The sequence below is a fragment of the Janthinobacterium lividum genome (assembly GCF_034424625.1).
Classification (GTDB): domain Bacteria; phylum Pseudomonadota; class Gammaproteobacteria; order Burkholderiales; family Burkholderiaceae_D; genus Janthinobacterium; species Janthinobacterium lividum.
Map to the genome: position 1 here is coordinate 2,197,308 of NZ_CP139976.1, position 18,127 is coordinate 2,215,434.

Sequence of the window (18,127 nt, forward strand, 5' to 3'; positions counted from 1 at the left end):
TTTGCCTTATTCCGCGACCATGACGCATCCCGAATACATCCTGACCCTGTCCTGCCTGGACCAGCGCGGCATCGTGCACCGCGTGTCTGGCTTCCTGGCCGAACGCGGCTGCAACATCCTCGATTCCGCCCAGTTCGGCGACCAGGAATCCCAGCTGTTCTTCATGCGCGTGCATTTCGCGCTGGAAGACGGCGCCGTCAGCGACGCCCAGTTGCGCAGCGACTTCGCCGACCTGTCGCAAGCCATGCAATTGAACGGCCCCTTCCACGGCCAGCTGCACGATGCGCGCGTCAAGCCGCGCGTGATGCTGATGGTGTCGAAGATCGGCCATTGCCTGAACGATTTGCTGTTCCGCTACAAGAGCGGCTTGCTGAACGTGGAAATTCCCGCCATCGTGTCGAACCACATGGAGTTCTATCAGCTGGCGGCCAGCTACAATATTCCCTTCCATCACCTGCCGCTGGCGGCCGGCGCGCCGGAAGCGACCAAGCTGGCGCAGGAAGCGAAGATCATCGACTTGATGGACACGCACAAGATCGACCTGGTGGTGCTGGCCCGCTACATGCAGATCCTGTCGCCGGGCCTGTGCCAGGCGCTCGATGGCCGCGCCATCAATATCCACCATTCCTTCCTGCCCAGCTTCAAGGGCGCCAAGCCGTATGCGCAGGCGCATCACCGCGGCGTCAAGCTGATCGGCGCGACGGCCCACTTCGTCACTGGCGACCTGGATGAAGGCCCGATCATCGAGCAGGACGTCGAGCGCGTCGACCATGCGATGGATGCCGAAACCCTGACGGCCATCGGCCGCGACGTCGAGTGCGTGGTGCTGGCGCGCGCCGTGAAATGGTTCGTCGAGCACCGCATCCTGAAAAATGGCGACAAGACCGTGGTTTTCCGCTGATACCTTCGCCCGTACAATATTGACATCCACTTTACCGAGACAGAAACACGATGGCCCTCAAAGCAACAATTTTCAAAGCCGATCTGCAGATCGCCGACATGGACCGCAATTACTACCAGGATCACGCGCTGACCCTGGCGCGCCACCCGTCCGAAACGGACGAGCGCATGATGGTGCGCCTGCTGGCGTTCGCCATCCACGCCGACGAGGCGCTGACCTTCACCAAGGGCCTGTTCGATACGGAAGAGCCCGACCTGTGGCAGAAAGACTTGACGGGCGCCATCCAGCTGTGGATCGAAGTGGGCCAGCCAGACGAAAAGCGCATCCTGAAGGCGTGCGGCCGTTCGGAACAGGTGATCGTCTACAGCTATGGCGCAACCAGCCACATCTGGTGGAAGCAGATCGCGAATAAACTGGAGCGGGCGAAGAACTTGACCGTGATCAACTTGCCATCCGAGGCGGCGCAAGACATGAGCAAGCTGGCGCAGCGCAGCATGCAGCTGCAATGCACGATCCAGGATGGCCAGATCTGGCTGACGGACAGCGTCAACACGGTCCTGATCGACCGCGAACCGGTGAAGCCGGCCCGCTGATTTTTACCGTTTGCAACGCAAAAAGCCCGGATCGCTCCGGGCTTTTGTCATTGCGGGCGCTTAGTTCGGCGCACTGCCCAGCCGCTTGATGCTGCTGGAACGCTGCATGCTGCGGCTGATGCGCGGATCGCCGTAGTAGCTGACTTCGCCCGAGCCGCCGATGCTGATGGTCAAGTCATCCTTGGCCCACACCTGCGCCTCGCCCGAGCCGCCGATGCTCACCTGCACCTCGCGTGCGGCCAGCTTGCCCGCCTGGATATTGCCCGAGCCGCCGATGGAGGCCGTCAGCTGCTCCGTCTTGCCGCTGGCCTTGAAGTTGCCGCTGCCGCCGATGGCCACGGAGACCTGGCGGCTGTCGAGGTCGCGCGCGTGGATGGAGCCGGAGCCGCCCACGTCGAAGCGCAGATTCTCGGCGCGCAAGCCCGTGGCCGTGATGTTGCCCGAGCCGCCCACGCTGATGCGTTCCACCTGGCGCGCCTGGATGACGATGGTCAGGCTGCTCTGGCGGAAGTTGGCGTTGCGCTTGGCGGGCCGGATGCGCAAGGTGCCGTTCTCCACCGCCGTCTCGATCAGCGGCAGGATATTGTCGTCGGCCTCGACGGTGACGCTGTCCGTGTTGCCGATACGCAATTCGACCGTGCCCGGCACGTTCAGCGCCACGGCATGGAAACTGCCCACTTCGCGCGTCTGCTTTTGCAGCTTGCCGCTGCCCTGGATGCTGTTGCCGGAAATCCAGTCGAGCGGCGACGCCAGCGCCGGCGCGGCCGGGATGGCCAGCGCGCAGGCGGCCAGCAGCAGGGTGGTCACGGCGCGGGCATGGCGGGCTTGGAAAATTGCGTGTGTCATTCTTGCTCCCTGTTTGGAATTGGACTGTGTGCATGGTATGCCAGCCGGCCAGGCTTGCGTACCGCGCTGCGACAGACTGCGCCAGCAGCGGCATGGAATGCAGGAGGATGCGACAGGATGGCATGAGGTATCATGCCGGTATTGGACATACGACGACCGGCTCGCGCCGCTCACACTACTGGAATTACATGCTGATCATCACCATCAAACAGGGCAAGGAAAAGAGCTTGCTGGGCCAATCGTGGATCTACGCGTCCGCGATAGAAAAAGTCGAGGGCAAGCCGCAGGAAAAAATGAAGCCGGGCTCGACGGCCATCGTGCAAAGCTCGTCGAAGCAGTTCATCGCCCGCGCCGCCTACAATTCGAAGTCGCAGATCCGCGCGCGCATCTGGAGTTTCAAGGAAGACGAACCGGTCGACCACGCGCTGATCAAGCGCCGCGTCAAGGCCGCCATCGAGAAAAAACTGCCAGCCATCAAGAAGGCGGGCGAAAACCAGCTGTTGACCCTGATCAAGGGCGAAGACGAGGGCTTGCCCGGCCTGGTGGTGCAGCTGTTCGGCGGCGTGCAAGGCTACCTTATCTGTGAATTCAACGCCGGCGGGGTCGATGCGTGGAAAGTGGCCATCGTGCAATCGCTGATGGCGTCCACCGGTTGCGTGAACGTGTACGAGCGTTGCGACGACCTGATGCGCAAGGGCGAAGGCTTGCCCCTGATCGACGGCGCCCTGGCCGGGGAAGAGCCGCCCGATGAAGTCATGTTGACGGACAACGGCGTGCGCTATGCGCTGGATTTGAAGACAGGGCACAAGAGCAAGTTCCGCTGAGAATTGCTGCCTGACATAAAAAAAACCGGCGCTGGCCGGTTTTTTCATGCCTGTTACTCCAAGGGCACGCTGCGGTATTTGTTGACTTCCAGGGCCGACACGGCCGGCGCATCATTGCCCCACGACGCGCGCAGGTACGTGACCACGGCGGCCACTTCCGCATCGTCCATGACGGGGCCGAACGGCGGCATGCCGTAGGGGCGCGGGTTGCCTTTTGTTCCGGGCGCGAAGCCGCCGTTGAGCACGAGGCGGATGGCATTCACGGCCGACTCCGTCGTCAGCGCGCGGTTGCCGGCCAGCGGCGGGTAGCCGGGCGGCACGCCCTTGCCGTCGGCCTGGTGGCAGCTCGCGCATTGCGCCTCATACAGTTTCGCGCCCAGGGCCAGTTGCTGCCTGGCTTGCTCCGACGTGTCGCGCGGCGCCCGTTGTGCGGGCTGCGCGGGGCCGGGCAGACTTTTCAGGTAGACGGCCATGGCCTGCACGTCGGCCGTGCTCATGTGCTGCAAGCTTTGCCGCACGACTTCGGCCATGGGGCCGAAGACGGTGGCGCGCGGCGACACGCCCGTTTGCAGCAATGCCACGATATGCGCCGTGTCCCAGTCGCCGAGGCCCGCTTCCGCATCCGACGTCAGCGACGGCGCGTACCAGCCCAGCACGGGGATCAGGCCGCCCGACAGGCCGTCATCGCTGCCGCCCAGCGTCGTGCGGCTGCTATGGCAGGCGCCGCAGTGGCCCAGGCCCTGCACCAGGTAGGCGCCGCGGTTCCATTCCATGCTTTGCGTCGTGAGCGGCTGGTACACGCCCGGCTTGAAGTACAGGGCGCGCCAGGCGGCCAGCGCGATCTGCTGGTTGTAGGGGAAGCGCAGCGCGTGCGGCGTATTCTCCTGCCGGTGCGGCGGCACGCTCTGGAAATACGCATACAGGGCGTCGCTGTCCTCGCGCCGCACCTTGGTGTAGCTGGTGTAGGGAAAGGCCGGATACAGCAGCCGGCCATCCTTCGACTTGCCGTTGTGGATGGCGCGCCAGAAATCGTCGGCCGTCCAGCTGCCGATGCCCGTTTCCTTGTCGGCCGTGATGTTGGGCGAAAGCACCTTGCCGAACGGCGTCTGCAAGGCGCGTCCACCCGCATACGGCACACCGCCGCGCGTCGTGTGGCAAGCCATGCAGTCGCCCGCCTTGGCCAGGTAGGCGCCGCGCGCGACCAGCTGTTCCTGGTTCAGGGGGCTGGCCACGGCGGGCGGGCCCGGATCGTCGTCAGGGTACAGTACGAATTTGGCGCCGGCCGCGACGATGGCGACGATGGCGGCTGCGATCATCCATTTTTTCATGGCGCCACCTGCGCGGCGGAGCCAGGCACGCCGCCGCAATGCAGCGGCAAGGGCAGGGCGATGCTGCTGGCGGGGCGCGCGTCGGCCGATGCCACTTGCGTGCCTAGCCAGGCCGAGACGGCGCCCACGTCCGCGTCCGACAGGCGCTGCGCCACCTGCGCCATGCAGTCGGGCGCATGGGCGCGGCGGATGCCGTTCTTCCAGGCGCCCAGCTGGGCGTTGATATAGTCGCGCGGCAAGCCCAGCAAGCCGGGGATGGCGGGTGCCACGCCAGCCAGCTGCTGGCCATGGCAGGCGATACAGGCGGGAATCTTCTTGCCGGCATCACCGTGCAGCACCAATTGTCTACCGCGCGCCAGGGCTGTCGTGCCGGCGCCGCTGGGCTGGGCCGGCGGCGGGGCCGGGTGCTGTGCCGCAAAATACTCGGCAATTTCGCGCAGGTAATCGTCGGGCAAGTGTTCGACCATATAGTTCATCAGCGGATACTGGCGCCGTCCCTCGCGAAAGTTCAGCAACTGGTTGTACAGGTAGCCGGCCGGCTTGCCGGCGATGCGGGGAAAGAAGGCGTCGTGGCGCTCCTGTTGCGCATGACAGGCCGTGCACGCCTTGATGCGCTGTTCCAGGCTGTCGTGGCTGGCGGAGATGGCGGCGGGCGCGGCCAGCGTCATGCCGGGCAGTGCGACGGCCAGGGCCAGGGTCAGCACCGGCACGAGGGGGAAATGCAGTAGCATGGAAAGTCGCATGGGAAATGGCATGGGAAATGAGCTGTCTCGTCGGTCGGGATGGCGTGCCGGTGTTGCTGCCCGGATGTTGTTACCCTAGCATATACCGGGTGCTGTCACTGTGACAGGATCAGTTGTGCAATAAAACTACGGATCAGTTTGAGGAGCAGGGTTGAAACGATATGAGGAATTGGCGGAAGAAGTCGCCGCCATGATCAGTGCGCAGTTGTTGCTGCCTGGCGATAAGCTGCCCTCCGTGCGCCAGCAGCATGCGCGCAGGGGCGTGAGCCCGTCAACGGTGTTCCAGGCCTACTATTTGCTCGAAGCGCGCGGCATGATCGTCTCGCGGCCCCGCTCCGGCTACTACGTGGCGCCGCAGCGCGCCGCGCTGGCGCCCGAGCCGGACAGTTCCCATCCGCTCGACGCCAGCACCACCGTCGATGTCAGCGACCTCGTGTTCGAGGTGCTGGGCGCCGTGGGCGCGCGCGATATCGTGCCCTTCGGTTCGGCTTTTCCCAGCCCGCATCTGTTTCCGATGGAGCGGCTGGCGCGGGCCGTGTCGGCCAGCATGCGCCGCCTCGATCCCTGGAGCACCGTCACGGATTTGTCGCAGGGCAATGCGGAGCTGCGCCGCCAGATCGCCCTGCGCTACCAGCTCGACGGGGTGCTGGTGTCCAGCGACGACATCGTCATCACGAATGGCGCGCTGGAAGCGCTGAACCTGTGCCTGCAAGCCGTCACGCGGCCCGGCGACACGGTGCTGATCGAGTCGCCCAGCTTCTATGCGTGTTTGCAGGCGCTGGAGCGGCTGGAACTCAAGGCAGTCGAGATCGCCACCAGCCCCCGCGACGGCGTCGACCTGGCGGCTCTCGAGGAATTGCTGCAGCGCCACCAGCCCAAGGCGTGCTGGCTGATGACGAATTTCCAGAATCCCCTGGGCAGCCTGATGCCGCCGGAAAAGAAGCGCGCGCTGGTCGAACTGCTGGCGCGCCATGGCGTGCCGCTGATCGAGGATGACGTGTATGGCGAGCTGTACTTTGGCAAGCAGCGCCCCGGCCTGACGAAAAGCCATGACAGCGCGGGTCTGGTGATGCATTGCAGCTCGTTTTCCAAGACCCTGGCGCCCGGCTTTCGCCTGGGCTGGGCCGTGGCGGGCCGCTACGCGCGCCAGGTCGAGCGCTTGAAACTGACCACCAGCCTGTCGGCGCCGATACCGCTGCAGATGGCGCTGGCCGATTACCTGGCGCAAGGCGGCTACGACCGCCATTTGCGCCAGCTGCGGCTGACCCTGGCGGCGCAGCAAGGTACCATGCTGCAAGCCATTGCCGTGCATTTTCCGCCCGGCACGCGGGTCACGCGGCCGCAGGGCGGCTATTTCGTCTGGGTGGAAATGCCTGCCGGTATCGATGCGCTGGCCTTGCACCGCAGCGCGCTGGCGGCCGGCATCAGCATCGCGCCCGGCCCGATTTTTTCCGCCACGCGCGCGTTTCGCCACTGCATCCGTCTCAATTACGGCCACCCGTGGAGTCCGCAACTGGAAGAGGCCATCGCCACCCTGGGGCGACTGGCGCTGGCGGCGGCATAGCGGAGAGCAAAAAAAGTCCCTTGCGGCAGCAAGTGTTTCATTTCAAAAAGAAATATTGCTGTTATATTGGTGTATCTATAACTAATGATGGGAATGATAATGGATAACACGCAGCCGGAAGTGGGTCGTACGCAAGATACGACGATCGCCATTCTGTCCCATGTTGGCGGCCTGTTCACCAGCTGGGTGGCGCCGCTGATCATTTATTTGATCAAGAAGGACGATGCGGATAAATTCTCGGCCGAGAACGCCCGCGAAGCGCTGAATTTCCAGATCACCCTGATCATCTGGTATTTCGCCTGCTTCATCCTGTCGTTCGTGCTGATCGGCCTGTTCCTGTTCTGGATCGTGGCGCTGGCCAACCTGGTGTGCTCGATCGTCGCGGCCGTCAAGGCCAGCAATGGCGTCACTTACCGTTATCCCCTGACCTTGCGGCTCGTCAAATAAGGCTGCGCCGGCCGCCGGGTGTCAGCCCGGGCGGCCGGGCAGTATCAGGAATGCGGCAAAGCCGGGCGCCACCGCTGTGGTGGCGCCTGTTTCGTGCGACCACAGCACGACCACCGGTTCACCGGTCGGCCCCGTTTGTGCATAGTCAAAACAATAGTAATCGCCCGTGCCGAACTGGGCGAAGGGCAGCAGGCTGCTGGCGTCGTTGCCGCTGTCGCCCATACTCTCCAGCCATTCCTGCCAGTCTTCGCGGTAGTGGCGCGTGATCGATTCCCACGTCTTGCGCGCATTGGCCGCGTCGTAGACGGGAAATACAGTCAAGGCGCCCAGCGCGCGGCCATTGTTCACCAATAACCATTGCACGTAGGACGCGGGCAGTTCGCGCCCCAGCGCCTGTTCGGCGGCGGCGATCGCGTCAGGCGTGGTGCCGATGGACTTGCTCTTGTTCATGCTGCAGAAGGCGCGCCTGCTCAGGCGGCGATGGGTGGCGGGGCCGGCGGCGTGCTGGCGCGCGGGGCTTTTTGCGGCGCCACTTTGCCGCCGTCGGCGATCCAGCGGCGGTACACGCGCAGGGCCACTTGCGCATCGTCGGCCGCGTACAGGATCTGCTTTTCCGTCAGGCGCGACGTGGCCCAGTTGGTGGTGGAGATCTTTTTCGATTTCTGCAGGTGCAGGCCGAAGAACTTGGCCACGGCCGTCTTCGCGCCCAGGTCGTTGCGCTGGCCGCCGCGCAGGGCGACGGACAGGTCGAGCACCTGGGCCGGGGCGATGCCCAGCTTGTTGCGCAGGCGCTTGACGTCGTCGGACAGGCCAAAACCCACTTTCAGGGTGGTGGTCGATTCGAGGATGGCTTTCAGTTCGGCCAGGGCCGGCGCCGGCGTGCTGCCCACCTGGAACAGGTAGGCGATGTCGTCGGTGGCCAGCTGGATCAGATGGGGGCCCGTGGAGGACTCGCCCTTCACAAAAGTCGGCTTCGATTCCGTATCGAAGCCGATGGCGTCCGCTGCCAACAGGGCGGCCATGGCCGCTTTTGCATCATCGCTGGTGCGTACCAGCTTGACGTGGTCGAGGGCAATGCCTTGATAGGGGGGCAGTGGCGGTGCGGCAGCTGTGTCCATGAAACCGGATCAGCCTTTGCGCGAGAATTTCGCGGTCAGCTGATTCAGTTTTTCCAGGCGCAAACGGCTCGCTTCTTCCGCGGCGGCCGCGTCGCGCTCGGCTTTCTTGCGCTCGGCTTCCTTCTTGAAGCGTTGCTGCAATACTTGCGTGGCGTGGTCGCGGTGGGTTTGCGTCACTTCCGCGCCGGCGGTGCCGTCGAGGTCGTAGCGTACCTTGGCTTTTTCCATCACGCGCAGGTAGCGCAGCGAACCCGTGTGGATGCCCAGCGCCGTGCGCATCAGCTTGCGGTCCAGGTCCGGCAGGCGCGCCAGGATCTGCTTGTCGATACCGATCGACAAGGGCAGGCAATCGCGGAATGGCGGGAATTGCTCCTGAAACTGCTTCAGCAGCGCGCGCGCGGTCAGGCCGGCAGGTGCCGGCGTGGTCGCTGCGGCCGGTGCCGCCGCTGGGGCTGCATCGACTGGCGTGTCAGGAGTGGTGGCTTGCTGGTCTGGCGTGGAGCTGGTCATCGACATCATTGGTTGGGCTATAAAAGGGGAGCATAGCACGCGCCACAGGCAAGTGCATTGTCTTTTTTGGCAACTTGCGCTGCGATCTGCCTGCGCGTGGCTGGCCGTGCCAAGCGCGAAATGCGGGAAATGTGTATAATGTCGGCTTGCGCTGATGACTGGACCCCGTATTTGACGGTCCGGCTCAGGTGTGCAGGGGATAGGAGCAGTGCGGTGCAAGGCCACGATTATTGATATTTTTGATATCAGATATTTTGTTTATCAATTATCCAGATAACTGGCCTTCGTGCATAATCTTGCTCTCCGCTGTGTCTTCACTGAACAACAATAGATTCAAGCCCGTTCTGGTACGGGCTTTTTTTCATTCCGCAATGTACATCGCTTATTTATCTGACCCGGCTTCGGCCCCGCCGCTCCCCATGACGGATGCGCGGGCTTTGAACGTCCCGATAGACAGGCGCCGCTGCCGTTAACACGGCAGCCGCAACAATACGCTCCATCGAGTCCGGTTTCGCAGGCTTAGGTGGAATCATTCACTTCGCGCCGACACCATCTGGTCTCGCATTAAGAGATATCTCATGAAGAATACGCCAAAAACTTTAACGTTGTCCGCCAAGGCGCCACGCCCAGCCGCGGCGCCACTTGCCGTACCCAAAACGACTTTATCTTACTTCATCGATAATGCGCAAGCGAATCCGGAAGCCACCGTCACGACGGCGCCGACCGTCGTCACCGTGGTGAAGAAAAGCCGCTCGCGCCTGGCTGCCGTGCCACCGGCCGAGTCGGCTGCGGAAGCGGCCGTCAGCGCACCGGCCGCCGAAGCTGTTGCCGACGTGGCCGAGGCCGCCGAAGCCGCACCGGCGAAAACCCCAAGCGTGAAGATCGCTCCCGGCGCCAAGGCCCCGGCCGCGCCGCGCAAGGTCAGCGAAAGCGCCGCCACGAACAAGGTGGTGACGGCAGCCCGTTCGAAAGTCGTGCGCGCCAAGCCTGAAGCGGCGCCCGTGACCATCATCACCGGCGCGCAAGTGGTCAGCAAGACCACGGACGCCGATGCACTGGCCGCCATCGATACCTCGAATTACTTCCTGCCCACCGTCAAGGTGCCGGGCCGCCGTGGCCGCAAACCGAGCGAATTCACGCCGGAAAACGATGAAGTGGCAGCGCTGAACGCCGTCGAACGCGCCGAACTGAAGGCCGTGTCGAAAGCGCGCGACCGCAAGGCCAAGGGCGGCCTGGCGGACGCACTGGGCGATCCGGAAGCCTCGGCAGCGGACCTGGAACGCCGCCGCAAGCAGATCACGGGCTTGATCAACATGGGCAAGGAACGCGGTTTCCTGACCTATGCCGAGATCAATGACCAATTGCCGGAAAACATCATCGATCCGGAAGCGATCGAAGGCATCATCGCCACCTTCAACGACATGGGCATCGCCGTCTACGAGCGCGCCCCTGATGCGGAAAGCCTGTTGTTGACTGACAACGTCGCCACCGTCACCAGCGACGATGAAGTGGAAGCGGCTGCCGCGACCGCCCTGTCGACCGTCGACTCCGACTTCGGCCGCACCACCGACCCCGTGCGCATGTACATGCGTGAAATGGGCGCCGTGGCGCTGCTGACGCGCGAAGGCGAGATCGAGATCGCCAAGCGCATCGAAGGCGGCCTGAAGGACATGATCCAGGCGATTTCCGCCTGCCCCACCACCATCGGCGAAATCGTTGCGCTGTCGCAAAAAATCGCGCGCGACGAAATCAAGGTCGATGAAGTGGTCGACGGCTTTGTCGATTTGAACGAAAGCAATGCCCCGGCGCCCGCCGCTGCCCCCGCGCCTGCCGCCGCCAGCGGTGACGACGAGGAAGAGGAAGAAGAAGCCGAGGAAGAAGACGGCGACGCCAATGGCGGCGCGGCCGGTTTCTCCAGCGAACAGCTGGCCCAGCTGAAAAAGAATGCGTTGGAGAAATTCAACGTCATTTCGACGCAGTACGACAAGATGCGCAAGGCGCCCGAGGGCTACAACTCGAAAGCCTACATCAAGGCGCAGGAAGCCATTTCGCAGGAATTGCTGGGCATCCGCTTCACGGCCAAGGTCGTCGAAAAGCTGTGCGACACCCTGCGCGGCCAGATGGAAGAAGTGCGCCATATCGAGCGCGCCGTGCTGGAACTGTGCGTGAACAAATGCGGCATGCCGCGCGCCCACTTCATCAAGGTGTTCCCGGGCAATGAATGCGATCTGGAATGGGTCGACCGCGAAGTCGATTGCAAGTATCCGTACAGCGCCATCCTCAGCCGCAACGTGCCTGCCGTGAAAGAACTGCAAAAGAAGATGATCGACCTGCAAGCCCGCGTGGCCTTGCCGCTGGCTGACTTGCGCAAGATCAACAAGCAGATGGCTGCCGGCGAAAAGCGCGCGCGTCACGCGAAACGCGAAATGACGGTGGCCAACTTGCGCCTCGTGATCTCGATCGCCAAGAAATATATCAACCGCGGCTTGCAATTCCTCGACCTGATCCAGGAAGGCAACATCGGCTTGCTGAAGGCCGTCGACAAGTTCGAATACCGCCGCGGCTACAAGTTCTCGACCTACGCCACCTGGTGGATCCGCCAGGCCATCACGCGTTCGATCGCCGACATGGCCCGCACCATCCGCGTGCCGGTGCACATGATCGAAACGATCAACAAGATGAACCGCATCTCGCGCCAGATCATGCAGGAAACGGGCAGCGAGCCGGACCTGGCGACCCTGGCCGTCAAGATGGAAATGCCGGAAAACAAGGTGCGCGAAATCATGAAGATCGCGAAAGAGCCGATTTCCATGGAAACGCCGATGGGCGAAGATGGCGATTCGCAACTGGGCGACTTCATCGAAGACAACACGACCCTGGCGCCGCTGGACGCCGCGCTGCACGCGTCGATGCGCAACGTGATCAAGGAAGTACTCGATTCCCTGACGCCGCGCGAAGCGAAAGTGCTGCGTATGCGTTACGGCGTGGAAATGTCGAACGACCACACGCTGGAAGAAGTGGGCAAGCAGTTCGACGTGACGCGCGAGCGCATCCGCCAGATCGAAGCGAAAGCCATGAGCAAGCTGCGCCAGCCTTCGCGTTCGGACAAACTCAAAACTTTCCTGACGCAAAACTAAGCAGTCACAAAAAAGAGGCGCAAGCCTCTTTTTTTTCGTCCATCCGCAGCGTTGGCTTACAGGAAATGCATGCGTTGGCCCGTCACGCCGGCGCGATGACGGCGCCGCAGCTGGTACAGCGCCACGCCGCTGGCGCCGAGGATGAAGGTGATGACCAGCCAGTCCAGCGGGGTGCGGCGCGGTGGCGGCGGTGGCGACGCTTGCGACGGCACGGCGAAGGCCTGGAATTTATGTCCCGTATAAATGGCGCCCACCACCAGCCCGCCATCCGTGATCTTGTTGGTCAGGTACAGGCCATCGTCGCGCCGGCGCACCGTCATCACGCCTTCCTTGTAGACAAAGGTCATCGGTTCGAAGCCGTTGATGCTGACGCTACCGACGACGTGTCCGGCCGCGTTGACGGCCGTGGCGTAGCTGTCGCCCTGGCCGATCAGGGCGCCCAGGTCGAGCATGCGCTTGCCGTCCCAGGCAAAGGCGTGCCAGCGGCGCTTGTCCGTTTCCGAAGCGCCCACGACCAGGCCCGCGTCATTGATGGCGGTGGCCGAGCTGATGCGTCCGCCGGGCAGGGTGCCGATTTCCTGCATGCCCGCGCCGGGGCGGTAGACGAAGGCACGGCGGAAGCCGTCGCCGCGCTGGGCCGTGCCGACCACCACGCCATGGCTGTTCAGGCCGCTGGCATAGCTGCTGGCGCCGCCCAGTGTGCCCAGGTCTTGCAGGCTGTGGTCGGCTTTCGTGACAAAGGCGTGGAAATCGCCGCCGCTGGTATCGGCATAGCCGGCCACCTGGCCGCCGCGCGCGATGGCCGTGGCATAGCTGCTGGTGCCGCCCAGGGTGCCCAGGTCGCGCATGCCGCCCGCTGCATCGTAGTGAAAGGCGTGCCAGGCGCCGCTGGCCGTCTGCGCCGAACCGACCACCACGCCATGGATATTGATGGCCTTGGTGAAGCCTTCGTCACCGCCCAGGGTGCCCAGCTCGCGGATGCGGCCATGCTGATACGTCACGGCGCGGCGCCGTCCTTCTTGCTCCATGATGACGCCGGCCACCAGGCCCGCCGGATTCAGGTCGGACGCGATGCTGCCGTTGCCATCCCTTTCACCAAAGCCGCGTTCGGCATAGAGGGTGGCGCTGGCGGTGGGGATGGCGGCCAGCAGGCACAGGCCCAGCAGTGGGGCGTGGAAGCGGGAGAACCGTGGCGGCATGATAGTTTCCTCAAAGAAAAAACTTACTATACTTTTTAATGTCGAGAATGCATACTTAATTTGCTACTGTTTTTGATAATTTCTGTATTTCATCATGCCCGGCTGGCGCGCCTTTCCTCGCCTGCGGCAGGTGGATGGCCAGCACCGTGCCCCGGCCCGCCTGGCTGTCGATGCGCAGTTCGCCGCCCAGCGCGTGGACGCGTTCGCGTATGCTTTTCAGGCCGAAGGCGGCCTTCTTGCCGTGATCGTCCGGCTGCATGCCGATGCCGTTGTCGCTGATGCGCAGCACGATGGCATCCGTATCCTGCGCCAACGCCACCTTCACCTCGCTGGCTTGGGCGTGGCGCACGATGTTCGACAGCGATTCTTGCAGCACGCGGAAGATGGCCGACGTCTGGCGCTGGTCCAGGCCCAGGTCGGGCACCTCGCTGTCGAGCGATAGCTGGTAACGGATGGCGCCGCGGCTTTCCATCTGGCGTATCAGCCATTCGGCCGCCGGGCCCAGTCCCAGTTCCAGGGTGCTGGGATGCAAGTCATTGATGATGGTGCGCACCGAGCGGATGGTGGCATCGATGGTGTCGAGCACGCGCTGGGCGTGGCGGTGCAGGCGCGGGTGGGTCTTGGCCGTGCGCGCATGCAGCAGCGACACATCGATGCGCAGCACCATCAGGTTCTGGCCCAGGTCGTCATGAATGTCGAGCGCGATGCGGCGCCTTTCCTCTTCCTTGATGGTCTGCTGGTGGTCGGTCAGTTCGCGCAGCTGGGCCAGGGTGCGCTGCAGGTTCTCCTCGTTGCGCTTGCTTTCCGTGATGTCGATGCCCATGGCGATGATCATCTGCGGCCGGCCTTGCGCGTCGAAGATGGGTTTTTTATGCGTCTGCAGCAGGCGGTTTTCCTGCAGCCGCGCATTCCATACCAATTCTTCGCGGATCACCACCTGGCGGCTGGCAAACGCTTCCTGGTCCGCCGCATGGAATCCCTGGGTCTGGTCCGAGGGAAAGTGCTGCACGTCGCGTCCCTCGGCGATATCCTGGAATAGCACGCCCCATTGCTGCTCGCAGGCCTGGTTCATCAGCAGCATGCGCGAATCGGCGTCTTTCAGGAACAGCGACAGGGGCATCATGGAAATGATGTCCTGCAGCCGCTCTTCGCTGCGCGCCAGCGCCGCTTCCGTTTGCGCGCGCATGGCGATTTCCGCGGAGAGCTGGAGATTGACATCGAGCAGCTGCGCCGTGCGCAGGGCCACGCGGTTTTCCAGTTCCGCATGGGCGACGCTCAACGCGTGTTCGGCCCGCTTGTGTTCCGTGATGTCGCTGGCCAGCACGAGGGCGCCCGTCAGGCTGCCTTGCGGGTCGTACAGGCAGCGGCCGCTGATCATGGCCCAGCGTTCCGAGCCGTCGCTGTGCCGGTAATGCAGTTCTCCCATGCAGCTATCCGTGGCTGTCTGGCGCAGCGGACACAGGCGCAGCAAGGTAGCCTCGTCGTGGAATTCCTCCATGGTATGGTTCAGCAGCAGCTCGGCGGGGAGGCCCAGCATGTCGCACAGGCGCTGGTTGACGTGCAGGATGCGGCCGTGCGCGTCCGTTTGCCACATGCCGTCCTGCGCCGCTTCGCTCAGGTCGCGGTAGCGCATGGCGCTGGCATCGAGCTGCTGGCGCGTGCTGGCCAGGTGGGCGCGCAGCGTGCGCATCAGCCACATGGCCGTGCCGGCAGCGGCGGCCAGCAGCAGCGCCAGCCAGACATGTTCCCAAAAGTCGAGTGCCTGCCAGGCTGCGCCAGCCAGCCAGCCCAGCATGATCAGGATGAGGGCGGCGCATGCCGTACTCAGCGTTTCAATCGACCATTTGCTCATCCGCGTCCCTGGCGTCATGGTTGGCCGCTGCGGTGCGCCTGGCGCCGAAGAGGGAAAAGTATCTGACGCTAGTGTAATACCAAATGTTGTTTTATTGAGAATATTTTTCCATTGAGCAAGCAAAAGGGCCGGCCCTTGCGGTGCCGGCCCCTGCCTGCCGATGGCAATGTGACTCTATCAGCCCGTATTGCGCAGGCCGGCCGCCACGCCATTGATCGACAGCTGGATGCCGCGGTGCACCCTTTCATCGATCCGGCTTTCCGCCGACAGGGCGCGGTTGCGCTTGATCAATTCCACCTGCAAGTGGTTCAGCGGATCGAGATAGGCGAAGCGGTTCTGGATCGAGCGTGCCAGCAGCGGATTGCCCGCCAGGCGCTCGGTATTGCCGGTGATCAGCTCCAGGCAGCGCAAGGTGTTGCCATGCTCGTCCGTGATGCGCTTGTAGATGCGTTCGCGCAAGTCCTGGTCCGCCACCAGTTCCGCATAGCGCGAGGCAATCGCCAGGTCCGTCTTGGCCAGCACCATGTCCATATTCGACAGCAGGGTGGCAAAGAATGGCCATTCGGCATGCATGGCGCGCAGGGTGGTGATCCTTTCATCCTGCGCGGCGCCGTCGGCCTGCCTGATCCAGGCTTCGATGGCGCTGCCAAAGCCGAACCAGCCCGGCAGCAGCAGGCGGCACTGGCCCCAGGAAAAGCCCCAGGGAATGGCGCGTAAGTCTTCGATACGCTGGTTGGCCTTGCGCGAGGCAGGGCGCGAACCGAGGTTCAGTTCGGCAATTTCCGCAATCGGCGTAGCCGAGAAGAAATACTCCGTAAACCCCGGCGTTTCATACACGAGGTGGCGGTAGGCGTGGTAGGCGAGGTCCGACAGTTGCGCCATCACGGCTTCGAACTGCGCCAGCTGGCTGTTGCGGGCCGGATTGGCTTCCTGCGGCGCCAGGCTCGCTTCCAGGGTGGCGGCGACCAGCAATTCCAGGTTGCGCCGGCCGATTTCCGCGTTGGAAAACTTCGAGGCGATGATCTCGCCTTGCTCCGTCAGGCGGATCTGGCCGTTGACGGTGCCCGGCGGCTGGGCCAGGATGGCTTCGTAGCTGGGTCCGCCGCCACGGCCTACCGTGCCGCCGCGGCCATGGAACAGGCGCAGCTTGACGCCGGCCTTCCGGAAATCCGCCACCAATGCCAGTTCCGCCTTGTACAGTTCCCAGTTGGAGGTGAGGAAACCGCCATCCTTGTTCGAATCGGAATAGCCGAGCATGACTTCCTGCAACTGGCCCTGCTTGGCGATCAATTGCTTGACCAAGGGCAAGGCCATGACCTGGCTCATGATGCCGGCCGCGCGCTGCAGGTCGGGTATCGTTTCGAACAGGGGGATGACCATCAGCTCGCAGCTGCTGTCGCCAGTTTGCCAGTCGGTGCACAGCAAGCCTGTTTCCTTTTGCAGCAGCAATACTTCCAGCAAGTCGGACACGGTTTCCGTGTGCGAGATGATGTAGTTGCGGATGGCCCGCGCGCCGTAGCGCTGGCGGATGTCGCGCGCCGCGCGCAGAATCGCCAGCTCGGAATCCGTTTCCGTGGCGTAGCTGATGTAGGGCGAGTACAGCAAACGCGGCTGGGCCAGTTCGTTCAGCAGCAGCGCTTGCTTATCTTCTTCGGACAGGGCCGTGTAGTCGGCGGCCACGCCGCTTTTCGCGAACAGGTCGGCCAGTACGCGTTCGTGCACGTCCGAGGTCTGGCGCATGTCGAGCGAGGCCAGGTGGAAACCGAAGATGTCGGCCGCCCGCGCCAGGGTGGCCAGGCGCGGGCGCACGAGGGCGGCGCCGTGGTGTGACTCGAGCGAGGCGACGATGGTGCGCAAGTCGGCCACAAAGGCGGCCGCGTCAGGGTAGGCGGCTGCGGCGCCCACTTCCTTGCGCAGGATGTTGGTGGCGCCCAGGGCGCGGGCCGTGGCGGCCAGGCGCGCATAGATGCCGATCAGGGCGCGGCGGTACGGTTCGTCGCTGCGGTGCGGCGAGGCGTCCGGAGACTGGTCGGCCAGCGCCTGCAGTTCGCCGCTCACGCCCACCATCAGGGTCGAGACGGACAATTCCGCGCCCAGCGCGTGCACTTCGTCGAGGTAAAAGTCGAGGATGGTGGTGGCGTGGCGCGCCAGCGCGTGCTGCATGGTGCCCGCGTTGACGTTCGGATTGCCGTCGCGGTCGCCGCCGATCCAGCTGCCCATCTGCACGTAGGCGGCATTGATCGGTTCGATGGTGCCATTGCCGTTCGGGTACTCGGCGGCGATGTCGTCCTCGATATCGTCATACAGGCCCGGCAGTTCGCGCAGGAAGGTGATGCGGTAGTAGGACAGGGCGTTTTCGATTTCGTCGGCCACCGTCAGCTTCGAATAGCGCAGCATGCGCGTCTGCCACAGGGTGGCCACGCGCGAGCGCAGCAGCTGCATGTTGGCGTGCCGCTCTTTCGGCGTCTGCGGCAGGTCGCGCTCGGCCAGCAGGCGGGCGATGTCGTGCTCGGCGTCGAGGATGCTCTTGCGCTGCACTTCCGTCGGGTGGGCCGTCAGCACGGGGGCGATCAGGGCGTCCTGGAAGAAGGTGTCGACGGTCTTGCGCGGCACGCCGGCGGCGCGCAGTTTTTTCAGCGCGAAGCTGACGCTGCCCTTTTGCGCCGGCGAGCCTGCCAGCAAATGGGCGCGGCGGCGGCGGATGTGGTGCTGGTCTTCCGCAATGTTGGCCAGATGCGAAAAGTAGGAAAAGGCGCGCACGACGGAAATCGTCTGTTCGCGGCTCAGTTCCTTGAGCATGGCGTCGAGCTCCAGCGCGGCGCCCGCGTCCGCTTCGCGGCGGAAGCGCACGGACGTCTGGCGTATGGTTTCCACCACATTGAAGACGGCGTCGCCTTCCTGTTCGCGCAGCACGTCGCCCAGCAGGCGGCCCAGCAGGCGGATGTCTTCTTTCAGTGGCGCGTCCTTGTCGGAGCCGGCCGCTGGAACTATTTCTGGTGCTACTGCGTCATTGAGCATAATAAAGAACCAAAGTAAGTGTAAAAGCAAGGGAATGTGGATCGCAC

At 63.7% G+C, this 18,127-nt stretch carries 15 protein-coding genes; 6 read left to right on the top strand and 9 right to left on the bottom strand.

Going from position 1 to position 18,127, the window contains the following annotated elements; translation table 11 throughout:
• The first annotated feature begins 19 nt into the window (after positions 1-19).
• Together purU and U0004_RS10045 are read left to right on the top strand one after the other, a co-directional pair.
• Positions 20-901 carry a formyltetrahydrofolate deformylase gene (purU, locus tag U0004_RS10040; RefSeq protein ID WP_070254971.1) on the top strand — a complete coding sequence of 294 codons (882 nt, stop codon included), beginning with the start codon at positions 20-22 and terminating at the stop codon, positions 899-901.
• 50 nt (positions 902-951) lie between these two features.
• Entirely contained in the window at positions 952-1,494 is a 543-nt protein-coding gene (locus U0004_RS10045) for a YaeQ family protein (protein ID WP_034786185.1), read from the top strand.
• A 60-nt stretch (positions 1,495-1,554) separates the two neighbouring features.
• On the opposite strand, the gene U0004_RS10050 is transcribed toward U0004_RS10045, so the two are convergent.
• On the bottom strand, positions 1,555-2,340 hold the full coding sequence (locus tag U0004_RS10050; protein WP_034786183.1) for a head GIN domain-containing protein: 786 nt from the start codon (positions 2,338-2,340) through the stop codon (positions 1,555-1,557).
• Between the two features lie 188 nt (positions 2,341-2,528).
• On the opposite strand from U0004_RS10050, the gene U0004_RS10055 reads away from it, so the two are divergent.
• Positions 2,529-3,164 (top strand): SAM-dependent methyltransferase, encoded by a 636-nt coding sequence (locus tag U0004_RS10055; RefSeq protein ID WP_070224987.1) that lies wholly within the window; start codon positions 2,529-2,531, stop codon positions 3,162-3,164.
• Positions 3,165-3,217: 53 nt separating this feature from the next.
• On the opposite strand, the gene U0004_RS10060 is transcribed toward U0004_RS10055, so the two are convergent.
• Both U0004_RS10060 and U0004_RS10065 read right to left on the bottom strand, forming a co-directional pair.
• Positions 3,218-4,492 carry a cytochrome c gene (locus tag U0004_RS10060; protein ID WP_070254969.1) on the bottom strand — a complete coding sequence of 425 codons (1,275 nt, stop codon included), beginning with the start codon at positions 4,490-4,492 and terminating at the stop codon, positions 3,218-3,220.
• Positions 4,489-5,223, bottom strand: coding sequence for a c-type cytochrome (locus tag U0004_RS10065; RefSeq protein WP_070254967.1), 735 nt, complete (start codon positions 5,221-5,223; stop codon positions 4,489-4,491). Before U0004_RS10065 ends, U0004_RS10060 begins: the two co-directional genes overlap by 4 nt.
• Before the next feature lie 163 nt (positions 5,224-5,386).
• Between U0004_RS10065 and U0004_RS10070 the strand changes: the two genes are divergently transcribed.
• Both U0004_RS10070 and U0004_RS10075 read left to right on the top strand, forming a co-directional pair.
• Positions 5,387-6,799: an aminotransferase-like domain-containing protein gene (locus tag U0004_RS10070; RefSeq protein ID WP_070254964.1), complete on the top strand. Its 1,413-nt coding sequence runs from the start codon at positions 5,387-5,389 to the stop codon at positions 6,797-6,799.
• 99 nt (positions 6,800-6,898) lie between these two features.
• Positions 6,899-7,246 (top strand): DUF4870 domain-containing protein, encoded by a 348-nt coding sequence (locus U0004_RS10075; protein ID WP_034786172.1) that lies wholly within the window; start codon positions 6,899-6,901, stop codon positions 7,244-7,246.
• 21 nt (positions 7,247-7,267) lie between these two features.
• On the opposite strand, the gene U0004_RS10080 is transcribed toward U0004_RS10075, so the two are convergent.
• The 3 genes from U0004_RS10080 to U0004_RS10090 are packed head-to-tail and all read right to left on the bottom strand — an operon-like array spanning position 7,268 to position 8,883.
• A complete protein-coding gene (locus U0004_RS10080; RefSeq protein WP_070254962.1) occupies positions 7,268-7,696 on the bottom strand; it encodes an SMI1/KNR4 family protein in 429 nt (142 codons plus the stop codon).
• Positions 7,697-7,716: 20 nt separating this feature from the next.
• Complete coding sequence (locus U0004_RS10085) at positions 7,717-8,364, bottom strand: 3'-5' exonuclease (protein WP_070254960.1); 648 nt, start codon at positions 8,362-8,364, stop codon at positions 7,717-7,719.
• A gap of 9 nt (positions 8,365-8,373) precedes the next feature.
• Positions 8,374-8,883, bottom strand: a complete 510-nt coding sequence (locus U0004_RS10090; RefSeq protein ID WP_034786166.1) for a ProQ/FINO family protein — start codon at positions 8,881-8,883, stop codon at positions 8,374-8,376.
• A 569-nt stretch (positions 8,884-9,452) separates the two neighbouring features.
• Here U0004_RS10090 and rpoD point away from each other — a divergent pair.
• Positions 9,453-12,011, top strand: coding sequence for an RNA polymerase sigma factor RpoD (gene rpoD / locus U0004_RS10095; protein WP_070254958.1), 2,559 nt, complete (start codon positions 9,453-9,455; stop codon positions 12,009-12,011).
• Between the two features lie 56 nt (positions 12,012-12,067).
• Here rpoD and U0004_RS10100 read toward each other — a convergent pair whose 3' ends face one another.
• The 3 genes from U0004_RS10100 to ppc all read right to left on the bottom strand — a co-directional run bounded on the left by U0004_RS10100 (position 12,068) and on the right by ppc (position 18,080).
• Positions 12,068-13,210 carry a hypothetical protein gene (locus U0004_RS10100; RefSeq protein WP_070254956.1) on the bottom strand — a complete coding sequence of 381 codons (1,143 nt, stop codon included), beginning with the start codon at positions 13,208-13,210 and terminating at the stop codon, positions 12,068-12,070.
• Between the two features lie 55 nt (positions 13,211-13,265).
• Complete coding sequence (locus tag U0004_RS10105; RefSeq protein WP_070254954.1) at positions 13,266-15,062, bottom strand: PAS domain-containing sensor histidine kinase; 1,797 nt, start codon at positions 15,060-15,062, stop codon at positions 13,266-13,268.
• 177 nt (positions 15,063-15,239) lie between these two features.
• Positions 15,240-18,080 (bottom strand): phosphoenolpyruvate carboxylase, encoded by a 2,841-nt coding sequence (gene ppc, locus U0004_RS10110; protein ID WP_070254952.1) that lies wholly within the window; start codon positions 18,078-18,080, stop codon positions 15,240-15,242.
• Positions 18,081-18,127: the final 47 nt, after the last annotated feature.

Excerpts from the sequence above, each read along its gene's own strand:
- U0004_RS10050 (WP_034786183.1), bottom strand. The coding sequence starts at position 2,340 with ATGACACACGCAATTTTCCAAGCCCGCCATGCCCGCGCCGTGACCACC.
- U0004_RS10100 (WP_070254956.1), bottom strand. The coding sequence starts at position 13,210 with ATGCCGCCACGGTTCTCCCGCTTCCACGCCCCACTGCTGGGCCTGTGC.
- U0004_RS10075 (WP_034786172.1), top strand. The coding sequence starts at position 6,899 with ATGGATAACACGCAGCCGGAAGTGGGTCGTACGCAAGATACGACGATC.
- U0004_RS10060 (WP_070254969.1), bottom strand. The coding sequence starts at position 4,492 with ATGAAAAAATGGATGATCGCAGCCGCCATCGTCGCCATCGTCGCGGCC.
- U0004_RS10105 (WP_070254954.1), bottom strand. The coding sequence starts at position 15,062 with ATGAGCAAATGGTCGATTGAAACGCTGAGTACGGCATGCGCCGCCCTC.
- purU (WP_070254971.1), top strand. The coding sequence starts at position 20 with ATGACGCATCCCGAATACATCCTGACCCTGTCCTGCCTGGACCAGCGC.
- U0004_RS10055 (WP_070224987.1), top strand. The coding sequence starts at position 2,529 with ATGCTGATCATCACCATCAAACAGGGCAAGGAAAAGAGCTTGCTGGGC.
- U0004_RS10085 (WP_070254960.1), bottom strand. The coding sequence starts at position 8,364 with ATGGACACAGCTGCCGCACCGCCACTGCCCCCCTATCAAGGCATTGCC.
- U0004_RS10045 (WP_034786185.1), top strand. The coding sequence starts at position 952 with ATGGCCCTCAAAGCAACAATTTTCAAAGCCGATCTGCAGATCGCCGAC.
- U0004_RS10065 (WP_070254967.1), bottom strand. The coding sequence starts at position 5,223 with ATGCTACTGCATTTCCCCCTCGTGCCGGTGCTGACCCTGGCCCTGGCC.
- ppc (WP_070254952.1), bottom strand. The coding sequence starts at position 18,080 with ATGCTCAATGACGCAGTAGCACCAGAAATAGTTCCAGCGGCCGGCTCC.
- rpoD (WP_070254958.1), top strand. The coding sequence starts at position 9,453 with ATGAAGAATACGCCAAAAACTTTAACGTTGTCCGCCAAGGCGCCACGC.
- U0004_RS10080 (WP_070254962.1), bottom strand. The coding sequence starts at position 7,696 with ATGAACAAGAGCAAGTCCATCGGCACCACGCCTGACGCGATCGCCGCC.
- U0004_RS10090 (WP_034786166.1), bottom strand. The coding sequence starts at position 8,883 with ATGATGTCGATGACCAGCTCCACGCCAGACCAGCAAGCCACCACTCCT.